At 70.2% G+C, this 18,802-nt stretch carries 16 protein-coding genes; 4 read left to right on the forward strand and 12 right to left on the reverse strand.

Annotated features, from left to right (window positions below):
• Positions 1-88: 88 nt before the first annotated feature.
• Positions 89-1,453 carry a cystathionine beta-synthase gene (locus SZ60_RS01125; RefSeq protein WP_043592916.1) on the reverse strand — a complete coding sequence of 455 codons (1,365 nt, stop codon included), beginning with the start codon at positions 1,451-1,453 and terminating at the stop codon, positions 89-91.
• A gap of 248 nt (positions 1,454-1,701) precedes the next feature.
• Between SZ60_RS01125 and SZ60_RS01130 the strand changes: the two genes are divergently transcribed.
• Both SZ60_RS01130 and SZ60_RS01135 read left to right on the forward strand, forming a co-directional pair.
• Positions 1,702-2,361 (forward strand): DUF3105 domain-containing protein, encoded by a 660-nt coding sequence (locus SZ60_RS01130; protein WP_052505067.1) that lies wholly within the window; start codon positions 1,702-1,704, stop codon positions 2,359-2,361.
• Positions 2,358-3,095 carry a DUF305 domain-containing protein gene (locus SZ60_RS01135; RefSeq protein ID WP_052505068.1) on the forward strand — a complete coding sequence of 246 codons (738 nt, stop codon included), beginning with the start codon at positions 2,358-2,360 and terminating at the stop codon, positions 3,093-3,095. Before SZ60_RS01130 ends, SZ60_RS01135 begins: the two co-directional genes overlap by 4 nt.
• Positions 3,096-3,117: 22 nt before the next feature.
• Here the strand turns inward: SZ60_RS01135 and SZ60_RS01140 are convergent, their stop codons facing one another.
• Positions 3,118-4,992 carry an ABC transporter ATP-binding protein gene (locus SZ60_RS01140; RefSeq protein ID WP_043592918.1) on the reverse strand — a complete coding sequence of 625 codons (1,875 nt, stop codon included), beginning with the start codon at positions 4,990-4,992 and terminating at the stop codon, positions 3,118-3,120.
• A gap of 290 nt (positions 4,993-5,282) precedes the next feature.
• Between SZ60_RS01140 and SZ60_RS01145 the strand changes: the two genes are divergently transcribed.
• The gene (locus SZ60_RS01145; protein ID WP_043592920.1) at positions 5,283-6,878 is read left to right on the forward strand and encodes a LuxR C-terminal-related transcriptional regulator; all 1,596 of its coding nucleotides are present in this window, start codon (positions 5,283-5,285) and stop codon (positions 6,876-6,878) included.
• A gap of 78 nt (positions 6,879-6,956) precedes the next feature.
• Positions 6,957-8,399, forward strand: coding sequence for an APC family permease (locus SZ60_RS01150; protein ID WP_043592922.1), 1,443 nt, complete (start codon positions 6,957-6,959; stop codon positions 8,397-8,399).
• A 129-nt stretch (positions 8,400-8,528) separates the two neighbouring features.
• Here the strand turns inward: SZ60_RS01150 and rplL are convergent, their stop codons facing one another.
• The 10 genes from rplL to SZ60_RS01200 form a co-directional block, all read right to left on the reverse strand.
• Positions 8,529-8,912 (reverse strand): 50S ribosomal protein L7/L12, encoded by a 384-nt coding sequence (gene rplL / locus SZ60_RS01155; protein WP_043592924.1) that lies wholly within the window; start codon positions 8,910-8,912, stop codon positions 8,529-8,531.
• Between the two features lie 49 nt (positions 8,913-8,961).
• Positions 8,962-9,477: a 50S ribosomal protein L10 gene (rplJ, locus tag SZ60_RS01160; protein ID WP_043592926.1), complete on the reverse strand. Its 516-nt coding sequence runs from the start codon at positions 9,475-9,477 to the stop codon at positions 8,962-8,964.
• 246 nt (positions 9,478-9,723) lie between these two features.
• Positions 9,724-11,331 (reverse strand): HAMP domain-containing sensor histidine kinase, encoded by a 1,608-nt coding sequence (locus tag SZ60_RS01165; RefSeq protein ID WP_082059754.1) that lies wholly within the window; start codon positions 11,329-11,331, stop codon positions 9,724-9,726.
• Positions 11,328-12,086: a response regulator transcription factor gene (locus SZ60_RS01170; protein ID WP_056046521.1), complete on the reverse strand. Its 759-nt coding sequence runs from the start codon at positions 12,084-12,086 to the stop codon at positions 11,328-11,330. Before SZ60_RS01170 ends, SZ60_RS01165 begins: the two co-directional genes overlap by 4 nt.
• Positions 12,087-12,197: 111 nt before the next feature.
• Positions 12,198-13,163, reverse strand: a complete 966-nt coding sequence (locus tag SZ60_RS01175) for a PD40 domain-containing protein (RefSeq protein WP_043592929.1) — start codon at positions 13,161-13,163, stop codon at positions 12,198-12,200.
• A gap of 15 nt (positions 13,164-13,178) precedes the next feature.
• On the reverse strand, positions 13,179-14,192 hold the full coding sequence (locus SZ60_RS01180; RefSeq protein ID WP_043592931.1) for a sugar phosphate isomerase/epimerase: 1,014 nt from the start codon (positions 14,190-14,192) through the stop codon (positions 13,179-13,181).
• Positions 14,193-14,269: 77 nt separating this feature from the next.
• Complete coding sequence (locus SZ60_RS01185) at positions 14,270-15,442, reverse strand: Gfo/Idh/MocA family protein (RefSeq protein ID WP_369700676.1); 1,173 nt, start codon at positions 15,440-15,442, stop codon at positions 14,270-14,272.
• Positions 15,439-16,278 carry a carbohydrate ABC transporter permease gene (locus SZ60_RS01190; protein WP_043592933.1) on the reverse strand — a complete coding sequence of 280 codons (840 nt, stop codon included), beginning with the start codon at positions 16,276-16,278 and terminating at the stop codon, positions 15,439-15,441. The genes SZ60_RS01185 and SZ60_RS01190 overlap by 4 nt, the downstream gene beginning before the upstream one ends.
• On the reverse strand, positions 16,271-17,266 hold the full coding sequence (locus SZ60_RS01195; RefSeq protein WP_082059755.1) for a carbohydrate ABC transporter permease: 996 nt from the start codon (positions 17,264-17,266) through the stop codon (positions 16,271-16,273). The genes SZ60_RS01190 and SZ60_RS01195 overlap by 8 nt, the downstream gene beginning before the upstream one ends.
• Positions 17,267-17,344: 78 nt before the next feature.
• Complete coding sequence (locus SZ60_RS01200; protein WP_043592934.1) at positions 17,345-18,670, reverse strand: sugar ABC transporter substrate-binding protein; 1,326 nt, start codon at positions 18,668-18,670, stop codon at positions 17,345-17,347.
• Positions 18,671-18,802: the final 132 nt, after the last annotated feature.

Below are 18,802 nucleotides of genomic sequence, written 5' to 3' on the forward strand. Positions count from 1 at the left end.
TCCTTTCGAGGGGGACGGGTGGTGCGCAGACGGAGGGGGACGAGGAGGCTCGGGTCGGGTCACCGGATCACGGTGCCGATCCGGCCGCTCAGGAGGAGAGGAAGGAGAGGACGTCCTGGCGGGTGACGACGCCGACCGGGCGGCCGTCGTCGGTGACGAGCAGGGCGTCGACCGACTCGAGCGCGGACCGGGCCGCCGAGACGGGCTCGTTCACGCCGATCAACGGCAGCGGGTCGCCGAGGTACGCCGAGACGGCGTCGCCCATGGTCGCGCCGCCGCGGAAGATCGCCTCGAGCAGCGCCTTCTCTTCGATGGCGCCGACGACCTCGCCGATCACGACCGGGGGCTCGGCCGAGAGCACCGGCATCTGCGAGACGCCGTAGGTCTTCATGATGCCGATCACGTCGTGGACGGTGTCGGACGGGTGGGCGTGGACGAGGTCGGGCAGCTGGCCCGTCTTCGACGCGATCAGGTCGCGGACCGACCGCTCGTCGTGACTGACGCCGAAGCCGTACGAGCGCATCCACGCGTCGTTGAAGATCTTGCCGAGGTAGCCGCGCCCGCTGTCGGGCAGCAGGGCGACGACGACGTCGTCCGGGCCGAGCTCGCGGGCCACGTCGAGGGCGGCCGCGACGGCCAGGCCGGACGAGCCGCCGACCAGCAGGCCCTCTTCGCGGGCGAGGCGTCGGGTCAGCTCGAACGAGCGGGCGTCGTCCGCGGCGATGATGCGGTCGACGACCGAGGGGTCGTAGGCGGCCGGCCAGAAGTCCTCGCCGACGCCCTCGAGCAGATAGGGGCGACCGGTGCCGCCGCTGTAGACGCTGCCCTCGGGGTCGGCGCCGACGACCTGCACCGCGCCTCCGGAGACCTCTTTGAGGTAGCGGCCCGTGCCGCTGATGGTGCCGCCGGTGCCGACGCCCGCGACGAAGTGCGTGATGCGGCCGTCGGTGTCGCGCCAGATCTCGGGGCCGGTCGTCTCGTAATGGCTGAGCGGGCCGTTGGGGTTGGCGTACTGGTTCGGCTTGAACGCCCCGGGGATCTCGCGCGCCAGGCGGTCGGAGACGCTGTAGTACGACTCGGGGCTGGTCGGTTCGACGGCGGTCGGCGTGACGACGATCTCGGCACCGTAGGCCTTGAGCACGTTGCGCTTGTCCTCGCCGACCTTGTCGGGCAGGACGAAGACGCAGCGGTAGCCGCGCTGTTGGGCGACCAGGGCCAGGCCCACGCCGGTGTTGCCGCTGGTCGGCTCGACGATCGTGCCGCCGGGCTTCAGGAGGCCCTCGCGTTCGGCCGCGTCGATGATGCGCGTCGCGATGCGGTCCTTCGACGAGCCGCCCGGGTTGACGTACTCGACCTTGACGAGCACCGTCGCCGTGATGCCCTCGGTCACCTTGTTCAGCTTGACGAGCGGCGTGTCACCGATCAGGTCGAGGACGGTCTCGGCGTACTTCACGGGTGCTCCGGTTTCTGCGCGGCCTCGTGGGGCGCGAATCGGGTGACGGGAGGGGCGGTGTCGGGTGACGACGCCGTCGGCCGAGTCTAACGACGCGCCCTGGTGTGTTACGGGGCGGGACGAGCCATCCCGCGTGCAGATCGTGCAGGATATTACGGACCTCCCAGTAATCCGTGAGACAACTGGTGACGCATCCCCGATCTCGACCGATCCCCGCGATCGATCCCCCGGACGACAGGACTCCCCACGTGGCCGACGACAAGCCCACCGTCAAGCAGCAGCGCGACGCCCGACGCCAGGAGAAGGTCGCCGAGCTCAAAAGGCAGCAGGCCCGGGCGAAGCGCAACCGCACCATCGGCATCGTCACCGCCTCCGTCGCGGGCGCGGCGGCGATCGCGCTGGTCGTCACCTTCGTCGTGACGAGCGGCCAGCCGCGGCAAGACCCTCAGGCCATCGAGATCGACGGCGTGAAGACCTACTCCGACCTCACCGCCAACCACGTCGGCGGCAGCGTCGACTACGCGATGACCCCTCCCGCGGGCGGCGACCACAACCAGATCTGGCTGAACTGCGGTGTCTACACCGAGCCCGTGCCGAACGAGAACGCCGTCCACGACCTCGAGCACGGCGCCGTCTGGTTCACCTACGACCCCGAGCAGGTCAGCGAGAGCGAGATCGAGGCGCTGCGCGACTTCGCCCCCGACACCTACGCGGTCGTCTCGCCCTACGAGGGTCTCGACTCCCCCATGTACGTCTCGGCCTGGGGCGCCCAGCTGCCCTTCGCGAACGTCACGGACGACGAGGCCACCGTGTCGGACTTCGTCACCAAGTACTGGAAGTCCACGAACGCCCCCGAGCCCGGCGCGCCCTGCACCGGCGGCGTGGACGGCACCGGCAAGATCGCGTGACCGCACCGGGGCGTGACGACGCCGACGTGACCGACGGGGCGGGGCCGCACCGCGCCTCCTCGGGTCGTCGGCTGCGGCTGGTGATCGCGGGGGTCCTGACCGTGGCGATCGTGCTGCTGGTCGGCATCGCACTCGGCCGGCTCAGCTCGCCGAACCCGGTCACGCCCGGGACGGACAGCGTCGAGGCAGGGTTCTCGCGGGACATGCAGGTGCACCACGAGCAGGCCGTGCAGATGGCGATGATGGTCCGCGATCGGACCGACGACCCCGAGGTGCGCTCGATGGCCTACGACATGGCCCTCACGCAGTCGCAGCAGGCCGGCCAGATGTACGCCTGGCTCGAGCTGTGGCGCGTGCCGCAGGCACCGTCCGAGCCGACCATGACCTGGATGACCCGCCCGACGCTCGACGGCGACTACGGCAGCCACCACATGACCGGCGACGGAGGCGCGAGCGGCTCGGCCACGCCCGTCGCCACCCACGAACCCGGCGGCCGCATGCCCGGGCTGGCCACCGACGAGCAGCTCGCGGCCCTCGACTCCGCCCGCGGCGTGGAGGCCGAGCGGCACTTCCTGACGCTGATGATCGCCCACCACGAGGGCGGCATCGAGATGGCCGACGCGATCCTGGCACGCAGCGAGGTGACGCAGGTGCGCGCCTTCGCCTCGGGCATGGTGCAGACGCAGCAGAGCGAGATCGACGCCATGCAGGCGATGCTCGCCGAGCGCAGCTGAGGGACGCCCGGCCCGCTACGGCCTACGCCGAGACCTGCTGCCCGTAGAGCTCGGCGTAGACCCCGCCCAGCGCGAGCAGCTCGTCGTGCGTGCCGCGCTCGACGACGTGGCCGGCCACGACCACGAAGACGACGTCGGCGTCGCGGACCGTCGAGAGGCGGTGCGCGATCGCGATCGTCGTCCGACCGCGGGTCGCCGTGTCGAGAGCCTCTTGGACGACGCGCTCGGACACCGTGTCGAGGGCGCTCGTCGCCTCGTCGAGGACCATCACCGCCGGGTCTTTCAGCAGGACGCGGGCGATGGCGATGCGTTGTTTCTCGCCACCCGAGAGGCGATAGCCCCGCTCGCCGACGATCGTGTCGTAGCCGTCGGGGAACGACGCGATGGTCTCGTGGATGTTGGCCTGCCGGGCCGCGTCGACCAGTTGCTCGTCGGTCGCGTCGGGTCGCGCGTAGCGGAGGTTGTCGCCGATGCTGGCGTGGAACAGATAGGTCTCTTGGCTGACGATGCCGATGTTGCCGACCAGTGATTCTTGGTCGAGCCGCCGGACGTCGGTGCCTGCGAAGCGGACCGCACCGCCGGACGCCTCGTAGAACCGCGGGATCAGGTACGACACGGTCGTCTTGCCGGCACCGCTCGGGCCGACGAACGCGGCGAACTGCCCGGGGGCGATGTCGAACGAGACGCCGTCGAGGGTCTTCTGCCCGGGCTCGGCGTCGGGATACGAGAACGAGACGTCGTCGAACTCGACCCGACCGAGCTGCGCCTCGTCGACGGCCTCGGCCGACGGGTCGTTCGTGATGGCCGGGTGGAGGTCGAGGTACTCGAAGATGCGAGCGAAGAGCGCCCCGGAGGTCTGCAGGTCGAGGGCCACCCGCAGCAAGCCCATGAGCGGGAAGGTCAACCGGGCCTGCACCGTCGTGAAGGCCACGATCGTGCCCGCGGTCACCGGCACGTCCCGGAGGATCAACCAGGCCGCGACCAGGTAGATGAGGGCGGGGATGACCGAGAGGAAGATCTGGACGACGGCGAAGAACCATTGCCCGCTCATCTGCTGACGCACCTGCAGCCCGATCTGGGTGCGGTTCTCGGCGGCGTAGCGCTCGACCTCTGAGTGCTGCTGGTTGAAGCTCTTGGCGAGCAGGATGCCGCTGACGCTCAACGCCTCTTGCGTGATGGCGGTCATGTCGCTGAGGGACTCCTGCGTCTTGGTGGCGATGCGGGCACGCACCTGCCCCACCCGGCGCTGGGCCACCACGAGCAGCGGCAGCAGGATCACCGTGACGACGGTCATCTGCCAGCTGAGGACGAGCATGGACACGAAGGCCGCGATGACCGTGACCGTGTTGCCGAGGACGCTCGAGATGGTGTTGCTGAGCACGTTCGCGACGCCACCGACGTCGTTCTGCAACCGGGACTGGATGACGCCGGTCTTGGTGCGGGTGAAGAACGCGAGCTCCATGCGCTGCAGGTGCCCGAAGAGGCGGATGCGCAACGCCCCCATGACCTTGTTGCCGACCGTGGCCGTCAGGTAGGTCTGCCAGACGCCGATGCCGGCCGACAGCACCCAGAGCCCCACCATGGCACCCACCAGCTCGAGCAGCACGGGCACGTCGGGGCCGCCCGGCGGGAACAGCCCCCGGTCGAACGCCTGCTTGGTGAGCAACGGCGGAGCCACGCTGACGGCGGCGCCGATCAGGACCAGCACCACGGTGACGACGAGTGCCCGCTTGTGCGGGACGAACAGATCGCGGATGCGACCGAGCAGGTCGGGGATGCGCGGCGCCGTGGCGTTCGCTGCACGCTGGGCGTCGGCGTCGCCGCTCGACACCCGACCGGAACCACCCGGACGGCCCCCGCCACGGGGACCGCCTGCAGGGGCGTGCATCGAGCTCATCCGGTCAGCGTAGGCCTGACCACCGTCACGGGTGGCCCGCCGCCGGGGTGCGGGGTTCGGGGTGCGAGGCGACGCCCGCAAGAAATCGCCATGGGACCGTCGAGACACGCCGCGACACGCCGTAGAACGACCGTTCGTCCCCCAGTTGTGGGCGCAATGCCCGACAGACCATACGACGGAATGAACACTCAGTTTAGTATGGCGGTGTCGGTGCACCTGACCAGGCTCCGGCAGCCGCGCTCCCCCTACCCGACGGGCGAGCCTCCCGAAGCGGCGGAGCTAGGACCATCGTGAACACGTCGAACCCCACGGCCGTCGAACCACCGAGTGCCGAACTGCAGCCCGCCGACCACCGGGCTGCTCTCGATGCCATCGAACAGGGCTGGACCCAGATCGCCCCCCTTCAGGGAGCGCGTCTGCGCGAAGCCATCCGCTCGACCCCCGAGGAGGAATGGCGTGGACGACCCCGCATCCTGCTCGCCCTGGCCGCGAGCCACCGCTCGGTCGGCTCCCGCTCGCGCAGTGCCGCCCTGCCCTGGTTCCGAGGCGTGGCCAAGGCGCTCGACGCCGACCCCGACCTGCCGCTCGACATCCGGGCGGGCTACCACGTCCACCTCGGTGCGTCCCTGCGCACCCTCGGCAACTTCGTGGTGGCCCACGAGCACCTCGAGGTCGCCCGCACCCTCATCGAGAACGACCTGGCCGAGTCGATCAGCGTGCGCATCTCGCTCAGCGCCTCCTTCTCACTGCAGCTCGGCCTCATCCGCCTGCACTACGGCGAGATCGACCAGGCCCGCTTCGCCCTGAGCCTCGCGAACGGTCTCGGCGAGGACCACCTCAGCACCGCCGAGCGCGTGGAGTGCCTCTCGGCCCTCGCCTTCGTCGCGATGTTGATCGGCGACTTCGACCTCGCCGACCGCCACGTCGACCTCGCCCGCGAGCTCGCCGACGGCACCGACCTGTTGGGCAGCTCGTTCGGCGCACTGACCCAGATCACGCGCGTCCACCTCGCCCTCGAACGCGGTGAGGCCGTCGGGGGCCACGAGAGCCTGCTCGCCGACGTCCGCCAGGCGTCACGCGGCAGCGACTGGGAGGCGCTCGGCCTGTTCGCCGAGGCGCACGTGCTGCTGGCCGAGAGCCGGCACATCGAGGTGCTCGACCTGCTGGCCAGGATCGCCCGCACCATCGACGGCTTCACCGGGCACAGCGCCCTGACCGAGTCGGCGACCGTGATGCGGGCCGAGACCATGCGCCTGCTCGGCCAGCCCCACGAGGCCCGTCGTCTGGCCTCGTCGGTGACCTCGTCGCACCACCACATCCGCTGTCCCGCTCGCGTGCTCGCCCTCGTGCACCTCGCCGCCGGCGAGCCCGAGGACGCCCTCGAGGCGCTCGAGCAGTGCCTCGCCATCGGGGACCTGCACAGCGAGCGCACGATGGGCCAGGTGCACGCGATCCAGGCCGCTGCACACCTCGCACTCGGCGACGGCCCGCACAGCGACATCGCTTTCGACCGGGCCCTGTTGAGCGCCGGCCACAACGGGTCGATCTGGCTCTTCGCCACGCTGCCCGAGGACGTCCTCGAGCACCTCGTGCAGCGCGCGGTCGGGCGCCGTCAGCCGCCCACCATCGTCGGGGTGCTCGACCGCCTGCGGGGCACCTCGGCGGACGTCGTGCCGCAACTCGCCGAGCCACTGAGCGACCGTGAGCTCGTCATCGTCCAGCACCTGGCCACCGGCCAGACCCTGGGCCAGATCGGCAGCCAGCTGTTCATCTCGGTGAACACGGTGAAGAGCCACGTCCGCAGCATCTACCGCAAGCTCCAGGCCTCGTCCCGGCGCGAGGCGATGACCCGTGTCAAGCAGCTCGGCCTCGACCTCGACGAGTAGTCCCCGGGAGGCACGGCGTCCCGAGGAGGCACGGCGCCCCGAGGAGGCACGGCGCCCGCCGTACGGTAGCCTCTCGCGGTGCCCCACGAGTCCCGCGTCACGTCCCGCCCCTCCCTCGTCGCCCAGCTGAGGGCGCGCAAACCCCTCGAGGCGTACGTCGCCGAGAGCGAGGCCACCGCCGACGGCGGACCCCGCCTGCGCCGCACCCTGGGCGTCTGGCACCTCACGGCGATCAGCATCGGTGCGACCCTCGGCACGGGCATCCTGGTCGTGCTCGGCACGGCCGTCCCGCTGGCCGGTCCCGCGGTCTGGATCTCGTTCGTCCTCGCGGGCGTCGCGGCCCTGCTGTCGGCCCTGTCCTACGCCGAGATGGCGGGCAGCGTGCCCGTGTCGGGCTCGAGCTACTCGTACGCGTACGCGACGCTCGGCGAGGGCATCGCCTGGGTCTGCGGGTGGTGTCTCGTCCTCGAGTACGCCGTCTCGGTCGCGGCCGTCGCCGTCGGCGCGGGCCAGTACGTCAACGAGGCCCTCGACGTGTTCGGGCTGGCCCTGCCGGCCGCGATCGCCGAGCCCCCGGGTGCCGGTGGCGTGCTGAACCTGCCCGCGGCGGTGCTCGTCCTGCTCGCCACCCTCGTGCTGGTGCCGGGCGCCCGCGAGAGCGCCTGGGTCAACACGCTGCTCGTCGTCGTCAAGGTGGCGCTCCTCGTGTTCTTCGTCGCCGTCGCCTTCACGGCCTTCAGCGCCGGCAACTTCGAGCCGTTGGCACCGATGGGCGCGGCCGGCGTCTCGGCCGCCGCCTCCCGGCTGTTCTTCTCGTACATCGGCTTCGACGCGGCGTCCACGGCGGGCGAGGAGGCCCGCGACGCGAAGCGAGACCTGCCGCGCGCCATCATCGCCTCGATCCTGATCATCACGGTGCTGTACATCCTCGTGGCCGTCGCCGCGATCGGCGCGCGTCCCTGGACGACCTTCACCGACGGCGAGGCGACCCTCGTCACCATCGTCGCCGACATCACGGGCCAGCCGTGGGTCGCCTTCCTCTTCGCCGTCACCGCCGTGGCGGCGATCGCGAGCGTCGTGCTGACGGTGCTCTACGGTCAGACGCGCATCTTCGTCTCGATGGCCCGCGACGGGCTCGTCCCCCGCGTCCTCGGTCGTGTCTCGGCGCGGACGCAGACCCCCGTCGCCGGCACCCTGATCGTCGGCGGAGCGGTGGCCGTGGCCGCCGCGGTGATCCCCCTGGGCGCCCTCGCCGACGCGACGAGCATCGGCACGCTCTTCGCCTTCGCCCTGGTCAACGTGTCGGTCATCTGGCTTCGCCGCAACCGGCCCGAACTCGACCGGACCTACAAGGTGCCGCTGTACCCGGTGACCCCGATCCTCGGCTGCGCCTTCTGCGTGCTGCTGATGGTGACGCTCGGCTGGGTCACCTGGGCGGCCTTCGCCGTCTGGATGGCCGTGGGCACCGCGGTGTACCTCGGGTACGGTCGGCGACACTCGGTCCTGGCCCGCGCCTCCTGACCCGGCCCTCCGTGTGGTCGGCGCGCACCACCGGCGACGACGAAAGGCGCCACCCCGAGGGGTGGCGCCTTCCGTGTGGTGCTGAGCAGACGTGCCGCTCAAGCGCAGAGGGCCGCGGGGGCCCGCCGACTACTTGAGGGTGATCGTCGCGCCGGCGGCCTCGAGCTGAGCCTTGGCCTTGTCGGCGGCTTCCTTCGAGGCGCCCTCGAGGACGGTGCTGGGGGCACCGTCGACGACGGCCTTGGCCTCGCCGAGACCGAGGCTCGTGAGAGCGCGGACCTCTTTGATGACCTGGATCTTCTTGTCGCCGGCAGCCTCGAGCACGACGTCGAAGGCGGTCTGCTCTTCGACCTCTTCGGCGGCGGCGGCGGGGCCGGCGGCACCGGCAGCGGCCACGGGGGCAGCAGCGGTGACCTCGAAGACCTCTTCGAACTTCTTCACGAAGTCGCTGAGCTCGATGAGCGTGAGCTCCTTGAAGGCCTCGATCAGTTCGTCCTGCGTGAGCTTCGCCATGGTGTTCTCCTTATGGGTTTTCTAAAGTGTGGGTTGGTACGACAGCTTTTTAGCTGTCGGCTTCCTGCTTGGCACGCAGCGCCTCGACCGTGCGAACGGCCTGGGACAGCGGTGCCTGGAACAGGTAGGCAGCACCGAACAGCGAAGCCTTGAAGGCGCCGGCCAGTTTGCCCAGCAGCACCTCTCGGGACTCGAGATCGGCGAGCTGCTTGACCTCGTCTGCCGTGAGCGGGTTACCGTCGAAGTAACCGTTCTTCACGATCAGAGCGGGGTGTGCCTTGGCGAAGTCACGCAGGCTCTTGGCGACGGCGACAGGGTCACCGTGCACGAAGGCGATCGCAGACGGTCCGACGAGTTCGTCGTCGAACGAGCTGATTCCGGCGTTGTTGGCCGCGATCTTGCTGAGCGTGTTCTTCACCACGGCGTACGTCGCGTCTGCACTGATGGACTTGCGGAGCTCTTTCAGCTCGGCAACAGTGAGACCGCGGTACTCGGTGAGCAGGACGGCGGTCGAGTCACGGAAGTTGTCCGTGAGCTCGGCGACCGATGCTTCCTTGTTCGCCATGGCTCTCCTAAAACGTGGGTGTGCCGGCAGCCCCCGGGCGCTCGACTCGGCCGCACCGAGACCGGTGCCGCACCAATGAAAAAAGCTCCGGCGCAAGCGCACGGAGCTGGATCTCTTCGAGAAGAGGAACGACTTCACACACCTGCGCTGGTCGCTCTCTCTCGAGAACCTTCGGCACCCGTCTGCGAGCAGACGACTACAACCGGCGGTCTTGGGCTTCGCCAAGGATAGACGCAGGAGGCGCGCTCACGCAAGTCGCGCCTCCTCGGCGTCCCGCTCGGGGGCGACGACGGACGTCGCGAGCGGCAGGCGGACGGTGAAGGTCGCCCCGTCGTCCGAACTGGCGACGTCGACGGTCCCCCCGTGGGAGTGCACGACGGCCTGGACGATCGCGAGGCCGAGGCCCGTCGAGCCGGCCTTCCGCGACCGCGAGCTGTCGGCCCGCGCGAACCGTTCGAACAGCACCGGCAGCACGGCCGGGTCGATGCCCGGTCCGTCGTCGGCGACCGAGACGACCGCCTGACCGGACGCGTCGTCGACCGTCAGCGAGACGTGCACGTGCGTGCCGTCGGGCGTGTGGGTGCGCACGTTGGTCAACAGGTTCGCGACGATCTGGTGCAGGCGCATGGCGTCGCCCGACACGGTCACCGACTCGTCGGGCACGTACACGTCGACGTCGTGCGTGGGTCCGGCCACGTGGGCGTCGTTGACCGTGTCGAGCACGACCCTGGTCAGGTCGACGTCGCCCGTGACGAGGTCGCGACCCTCGTCGAGGCGGGCGAGCAGCAGGAGGTCCTCGACGAGCGAGGTCATGCGCAACGACTCCGACTCGATGCGGCCCATGGCGTACACCACGTCGTCGGGCAGTCCGGTGTTCATGCGGCGGGTCAGCTCGGCGTAGCCGCGGACCGACGCGAGCGGGGTCCGCAGCTCGTGCGAGGCGTCGGCGACGAACTGCCGCACCTTGTTCTCGCTCTGCTGACGGGCCTCGAGGGCCCCCGCCACATGGCCCAGCATGCGGTTCAGCGAGGCGCCGACGCGGCCGACCTCGGTGCGGGTGTCGGCGTCGGCCTCGTCGACGCGTTCGGCCAGCGCGACCTCGCCGCGGTCCAGCGGCAGCTCGGCGACCCGCAGCGCCGTGTCGGACATGCGCTCGAGCGGTCGCAGGGCGCTGCGCACCACCCCGTAGGCCACGGCGATGGCGATCGCGAGGCCGATGAGGGTCACGGCGAGGATGGTGATCACCATGACCGTGATGGTGCGGTCGACGCTGCTCGTCGGCAGACCCACGACGAGGTAGGCCGGCGTCGTGGCGACCGAGCCCGACGTGGTCGTCGTCTGGTAGCCGACCGCGAGGGACTCCACCCGGTACGAGCCCAGTGCCGCCCCGAGCGAGACGGTCTCGGGTGTCGTCGAGCCGGCGACCGTCGTCACGACCGAGGTCAGGTCGTCGGTCAGGCGCGGCCGGACGACCTGACCCGACTGCTCGACCCGGTACGCCGCCACGACCGACCCGTTCACGACGACGGCCGTGAAGGTGCCGGGCGACTGCCGCGGCCCCGAGAGGTCGTCGCCGTCGGGCGTCAGGTACGGCCGGCTCGTCGAGCCCTGGGCGTTCACCATGGGCACCGAGCGACCGGTCGCCCCGTCGAGTTCGTCGTCGAGCTGACGCATCAGCGACGCCTGCAGCACGAACACGCTGACCGAGCCGATCACGATGGTCAGCAGCACCACGAGTGCGACGATGCTGAGGATCAGGCGGTTGCGCAGCGTGAGCGGCCCGGCGAGGCCGGGCGCCCGGCCCACGACACGGCGGAGGCGCGAGCCCACCCGGGCGGGGAGGGCATCGCTCACGACGTGGGCTTGATCACGTAACCCACGCCACGCACGGTGTGGATCATCGGCTCTTCACCGACGTCGATCTTCTTGCGCAGGTACGAGATGTAGATCTCGACGACGCTGGACTTGCCGCCGAAGTCGTAGCTCCAGACCCGGTCGAGGATCTGCGCCTTGCTCAGCACGCGGCGCGGGTTGCGCATCAGGAAGCGCAGCAGTTCGAACTCGGTCGCGGTCAGCTCGATCTCGCGACCGGCCCGCGTCACCTCGTAGCTCTCCTCGTCGAGCACGAGGTCGCCCACGACGATGCGCGAGTCACCCGCCTCGCTGATGGCCGAGGCCGACCGGCGGATCAGGCCACGCAGGCGGGCGACGACCTCTTCGAGGGAGAACGGCTTGGTGACGTAGTCGTCGCCCCCGGCGGTGAGACCCGACACGCGGTCCTCGACGCTGTCCTTCGCGGTGAGGAACAGGATCGGGGTGTCGTCACCGCTCGACCGCAGTCGCCCCAGCACCTGGATGCCGTCGATGTCGGGCAGCATCCAGTCGAGCACGATCGCGTCGGGCTTGAACTCGCGCGCCGTGGCGAGGGCCGCCTGACCGTCGGAGGCCGCCTTGACGTCCCACCCCTCGTAGCGGAGGGCCATCGAGAGCAGGTCGGTGAGACTGTTCTCGTCGTCGACGACGAGGACTCGGAGGGGCGTTCCGTCGGCACGGGTGAGGCGGGGGGCCGAGGCGGTGGCGGGGGTCGTTGTGGTCACCTCTCCAAGTATCGAGCGGTTCCTATGAACCGACTGTGATCCATCGATGAGCAGGCTGCGCATCGTCCACAGGTGGCCCACAGCGAGTCCATCGGTTCGGGACGGCCAGGCCGAGGGCAGGCTTCAGGCCAGCGGGTAGTCGGCGCAGGCGAAGCGGGTCGAGTCGGGGGCCCAGCAGGGCACGTTGACGGTGCCCTGCCCGCCGAAGAGGGCGAGCACGTCGTTCGGCGTCCGGCCCGGCACGGGCAGGCCGTCGGGACCGAGGGGCAGGGTGCGCAGCACCACGTCGCGGTTCTCGGGGTGGCCGAGGGTGCCGGGCTCGAACGACACCCAGAGCAGCGTCGAGGCGTCGGGCGAGACGTGCGGGAACCAGTTCACCCGCTCGTCGTCGGTCACCTGCACGACGTCCGCGCCGTCGAGGCTGCTCCGGAACAGCTGCGCGTGGCCGGCGACCCCCGCGGAGGCGCGTTCCGAGTTCGCCCACAGCCAGGCGCCGTCCGGCGAGAACTCGGCCCCGTCGTCGGGGTGCTCGTCGTCGGTCACCGGCGTGGTCGCGCCGTCGGCGAGCGAGACCAGGGCGACGTCCGTGCGCCAGCCGGCCCGCGCCTCCTCGTCGTCCGGGTCGTCGACCGGGGCCGGCAAGGCGCCGACGATGACGCTGAGCGTCGCGCCGTCGGGCGAGACGCCGTGCAGGTAGTTCTTGTGGTTGCGCCCCGCGGGATGGTCGCGCGTCACGCGGCGGGCGGTGCCCCCCGGGGTGACCCCGTCCCACGGCACCTCGTACAGGTGGCCGTCGCGGGCGCTCACGATCACGGCCCCCTGGTCGGGCACGATCACGTGGTCGTTGTTGATCTCGGGCACGTCACCCATCGGCACCGGCTCGAGCGCCGTCTCGTCGACCCCACGGGCGTCGGCGGGCACCCGCCAGAGCAGGCCGTCGCCGTTGACGACGAGCCAGCGACCGTCGGGGCTCCAGTTCGGGGCCTCGACGAGCACGCGGGTGCTCTCGAGGACGACCTCGACGTCGCCGGTCGCGGGGTCGACGACGAGCAGGCGGCTCCGTTGGCCGGGCAGCAGGGTTCTGGGCACGGGATCAGTCTGCCGTTACTGGTTCGAGAAGGCGGCGTCGAAGGAGGCGCTCGGCCGCTTCCAGAGGAGCGACCGGATGTAGGCCAACGCCTCGGGGGCGCCGTGCAGCCGGTCCATGCCGGCGTCCTCCCACTCGATCGAGATCGGGCCGTCGTAACCGATGGCGTCGAGGGCGCGGAAGGCGTCCTCCCAGTCCATGTCGCCGTGGCCGGTCGAGACGAAGTCCCAGCCGCGGCGGGGGTCGCCCCAGGGCAGGTGCGAGCCGAGCACGCCCGACCGCCCCGTGGGGGGCTTGATGCGGGTGTCCTTGCAGTCGACGTGGAAGATCCGGTCGGCGAAGTCGGTGATGAACGACACCGTGTCGACCCCCTGCCAGAGCATGTGCGAGGGGTCCCAGTTGAACCCGAAGGCCGAACGGTGCTCGATGGCCTCGAGCGCCCGGACGCTCGTCCAGTGGTCGTAGGCGATCTCGCTCGGGTGCACCTCGTGGGCGAAGCGGACTCCCTCGGCGTCGAACACGTCGAGGATGGGGTTCCAGCGGTCGGCGAAGTCCTGGTAGCCGGCGTCGATCACGGCGGCGGGAACCGGCGGGAACATCGCGACGTACGGCCAGATCTTCGAGCCGGTGAAGCCGACCACGGTGTCGACGCCCATCTTGCGGGCCACCCGTGCCGCGCGTTTCATGTCCTCGGCCGCACGCTGACGGACGCCCTCGGGGTCGCCGTCGCCCCAGGTGGACGGCCGGACGATCGCCTGGTGCCGGAAGTCGATCGGGTCGTCGCAGACCGCCTGGCCGGTCAGGTGGTTCGAGATGGCCCAGACCCCCAGCCCGTGCCGCTCGAGCACGTCGAGCCGCGACCGCAGGTACGCGTCGTCCTGGTCGGCCCGCTCGAGGTCGAGGTGGTCGCCCGACGCCGCGATCTCGAGACCGTCGTAACCCCAGCCGGCCGCGAGCGCCGCGACCTCCTCGAAGGGCAGGTCGGCCCACTGACCGGTGAACAGGGTGACGGGGCGGGAGCTCTCGGCCATGGGTTCCTTCTCGGGTGCGACGGGGCTGCGGACGGACGACGGGACGGTGGGACGGAACGGTGCGGACGGACGACGGATCAGGGCACGTCGACCCAGCGGCGCGACGCGGCGGAGGCGAGGACCGCCTCGGTCACCCGCACGGCGCGCAGGCCGTCGACGAAGGTGGGCAGCCCCTCGGGGGTTCCGCCTCGGACGGCGTCGTGGGCGTCGCGCACGAACCCGGCGAACGCGTCGACGTAGCCCATCGGGTGCCCGGCGGGGACGGTCGACAGGCGGGCGGCGTCGGGCGTGAGCACGGCGGCGTCCCGCGCCACGAGCTGCGTGCCCGACCGGCGGCCGACCCACAGCGTCTCGGGCTCCTCTTGTGAGAACTCGAGGCTCTCGGCGGTGCCCGACAGATCGAGCAGGAGGCGGTTCTTGCGACCCGGCGCGACCTGCGAGACGAAGAGGGTGCCGATCGCCCCCCGGGTCGTCTCGAACACGACGGCCGCCTCGTCCTCGGTGTCGACCGACGAGCCGCCACGGTGGGCGTGGGCCGTGTTGGTCGTCGAGGTCAACCGCGCCAACCGGTCGCCCAGGACGAACTCGAGCAGGTCGACCAGGTGGCTGCCGATGTCGGCGAAGGCCCTCGAGGGGCCGCCGGCCGCCGAGTCGACCCGCCAGTCGACGTCGTCGCTGTCGAGCAACCAGTCCTGCAGGTACGACCCCCGGACGCTCAGCACGCGGCCGACCTCGCCCGCGGCGACCCGGGCCCGGGCCTCGCGCACCATCGGGTGGTAGCGGTAGACGAAGGGCACGGCGCCGACGAGCCGCCCGGCCCGGGCGGCCTCGACCAGGGCCTCGGCCTCGGCGCCCGAGGTCGCGAGCGGCTTCTCGCAGACGATGTGCTTGCCGGCGGCGAGCGCCGCCAGCGCGACCGGTGCGTGCGTGGCGTTGGGCGAGCAGACGTGCACGACGTCCACGTCCGGGTCGGTCACGAGGTCGTCGACGCTCTCGTGCGCCGTGTCGACGCCGAGCGACGTCGCGGCCCGGGCCGCGCTGGCGGGGCTCGACGAGGCCAGGGCGACCACTCGGGCGCCGGCGGACCGCGCGGCTCCGGCGTGCACGCGGGCCATGAAGCCGCCGCCCACGATGCCGACGCGGAGCGGTTCGACCGGCACCGCGCCTCCTCGGCTCGGCTCGGCCCGCCCGGCCGGGCCGGCGGTGACGCCCACCGGCCCCACCGCCGTGGCCACGGCCGGGTCGGTCACTTCACGGCCCCCGACGACAGACCGGTGATCAAGTGTTTCTGCACGAGCATGAAGCCTATGAGCACGGGCAGCGAGACGACGACCGAGGCGGCCATGAGCTGGTTCCAGTAGACGTCCTGCTGCGAGGCGTAGGCACGGAGGCCGATCGAGAGCGTGCGCGTGTCCTTGCTCGTGAGCACCGAGGCGAAGAGCACCTCGCCCCAGGCCGTGATGAAGGCGTAGACCGCGACGGCGATGATGCCCGGTTTGGCCACCGGGATGATGACGCGGAACAGGGCGCCGAGGCGACCCGTGCCGTCGATCATCGACGCCTCCTCGAGCTCTTTCGGGATCGAGGCGAAGTACCCCGTCAGCATCCAGATCGAGAACGGCAGCGAGAAGGTCATGTACGTGATGATCAGGCCGAGGTAGCTGCCGGTCAGCTGCACGCCGACCGTGCGCTGGATCTGCACGAAGATCAGGAACAGCGGCAGCAGGAACAGGATGCCCGGGAACATCTGCGTCGACAGCACGACCAGGCTGAAGCTGCGCTGCCCCTTGAACCGCAGGCGGGCCAGCGAGTACGCCGCGAGCACGGCCATGGCCACCGAGAGCACCGTCGCCGAGATCGTGACGATCAGGCTGTTCTTGAAGTACGACGCCAACGGCACCGTCTGCCAGATCTGCACGTACGGCTCGAGGGTCACCCGGCTGGGGATCCAGGTGAACAGGCCCTGCACGTCGGCGAGCGGCTTGATCGAGGTGGTCAGCACCACGTAGAGCGGCACCACCACCACGAGCGACAGGAAGGCCAGCCCGAAGAAGCGGAAGACCTTGAACCCACGGGTCTCAATCATCGTGTTGTCCCTTCGGCAGAACCATGCGGATGTAGAACGCGGACGCGATCAGCAGCACGACCAGGAGCATCACGCTCATGGCACCGCCGAGGCCGAAGTTCCAGTTGTTGAACGACTGCTGGTAGATCAACGGCGAGATGAGCGTCGCCTGCTCGGGCGATGCCGGGCCGAAGAGCACGTAGGGCACGTTGAACTGGTTGAAGATCCACAGGCTCATGATCAGCAGCAGCACGGCGTTGGCCGGCTTGACCATGGGCAGGGTGATCAACGTGAACTGCTTCCAGAGGCTCGCGCCGTCGAGGCTCGCGGCCTCGTAGACGTCCCCCGGGATGTTCTGCAGTGCGGCGAGCAGCATCAGGAAGGCGAACGGCCAGAACTGCCAGGCCGTCACGATGACGATCGCCCAGAACGAGTTGCCGCCGAGCAGCCAGAACGGGCGGTCCTGCAGGATGCCCAGGTCGTCCACCAGGAAGCGGTTGATGGCCCCGTCGCGCTGGTTGAACATGAAGGCCCAGGCGATGGTGCCGACGTACGACGGCAGGGCGTAGGGCACGAGGAAGAGCGTGCGCAGGATGCCGCGGCCCTTGAACGAGCTGGTCAGCAGCACGGCACCCAGCATGCCCATGCTCCAGGCGATGGCCACCACGATGACGGTGAACATCAGCGTGCGGCCCAGGGCTCCGTAGAGCTGTCCGGCGATGGGCGAGGACGGGTCGAGGGCGGTGACGAAGTTCTTCAGGCCGACGAAGGGTGCGTTGACCCAGTTCGCGATGCTGAGCTGGTTGAGCGTGATGAACGCGATCCAGATGCCGAGCACCATGGGGACGATGTGGACGAGCAGCTCGGCCAGGGCGGCCGGCGCCACCAGGAAGTAGGCGAGCGGCGAGCGGTGCTTCTTGCGCTTGGCGGGCTCGAGCGGCGCCTGCTGGTGCGGATCGGGCGGGAGGTCCTTCTCGGCGGTGGCGGGGGGCAGGACGTTGACGGTCATGAGGGTCCTCTCGGGGCCTGGGCGGCGGGGGCGGTCGGTCGACGGACCGGCCGCCCCCGTCACGGGCGGTGGGACGGGCTACTGACCCGAGCTCATCTGGCTGTTCGCGTCCTCGAGGGCCGACTTGACGTCGGACTCGCTGACGGAACCGCCCTGGGCTGCGGTGGCGAGGAGGTTCTTGATCGCGGTGCCGACCAAGGTCTCCATCTGTCCCTCGGAGGGGTAGAGGGGCATGGGCTGGGCGTGGTCCTCGAGGATCTCCTGCTTCAGCTTGATCGTGTCGGACTGGAACGCCGGGTCGTCGTAGGCACCGGTCACGACGGGCAGCGAGCTGAACGACTTGTTCAGGTACACCTGCTCGTCGTCACTCGTGAGGTGCTTGACGAAGTCGATCGCCGCCTCCTTGTTGTCCGAGTTCTCGAACACGCTGACGTTGATCCCGGCGACGTGGCTCTGGGTGCCCAACAGTCCGGTGGCGTCGGCCGACTCCATGGGCACCGGTGCCACCGCGTACCCGGTGAAGTCCCGTGCGGCGAGGTTGGCGTCCGGGGCCTGGTCGAAGAACATCGCGGCTCCACCGTCGGCGAAGGTCGCGGCCATGTCCGAACCGTTCACGCTCTCGGCGTCCGAGGGCGAGACCACCTTGTCGACGGCCATCAGGTCGACCCACTGCTTGACGCCGGTGACGACGCCGTCGTTGCCGAAGTCGGGGTTGCCCTCGTCGTCGTAGAGCGAGCCGCCGTTCTGCAGTCCCCGGACGAACGCCTGGTGGGCGTTGTTCGAGATGCTCGACCCGGCCATGGTGACGCCCCACTGGTCGATCGTGCCGTCGCCGTCGGTGTCGACCGTCAGCTTCTTGGCGTCCTCGACGAACTCGTCCCAGGTGGCGGGCGGCGTGGTGATGCCGGCGGCCTCGAACATGGCGGTGTTGTAGTACAGCGAGTACGACAGGCCGTAGATCGGCACGGACGTCGGGGCCTGGCCCTCGGCACCGCCGGTCGCGAAGCTCGACTGGACGAAGCGGTCCTTGCCGCCGATCGCCTCGAGGGCGTCGCCCTCCCACGGCACGAACGCGCCGCTGGACTGCAGCGACACCGCCCAGGTGTTGCCGATGTTGAGGACGTCGGGGCCCTCACCGCTCGAGACGGCGGTGAGGATGCGGTTGTAGAGGTCGGACCACGGGATGACCTCGAGGTCGACCTTGACGCCGGTCTCCTCCGTGTAGCGGTCGATGCTCTCTTGCAGGATCTCGGCATCCTTCTCGACCGTCGGAGCCTGGTTGCTGGCCCAGTAGGTGATCGTGTCGGAGTCGCCGCTGCCGCCCGAGGCGCTGCAGGCGGTCATCGATCCGACCGAGAGGGCTCCGACCGCGAGTGCGGCGAGCCAACGGAACTTCGTTTGCATGACTTCTCCTGGTGTCTCTTCTTCGAGATTTCTCTTCATCGAGTGAGGGAAGGGGTGGTGCAGGGGGTTCGTGGTGCTGTGGTGACTCGGGTGGTGCGGGTGGTGCGGGTGGTGCGGGTGGTGCGCTCGGGG

The organism is Frigoribacterium sp. MEB024, from assembly GCF_000878135.1.
In the GTDB taxonomy this organism is placed as follows: Bacteria; Actinomycetota; Actinomycetes; order Actinomycetales; family Microbacteriaceae; genus Frigoribacterium.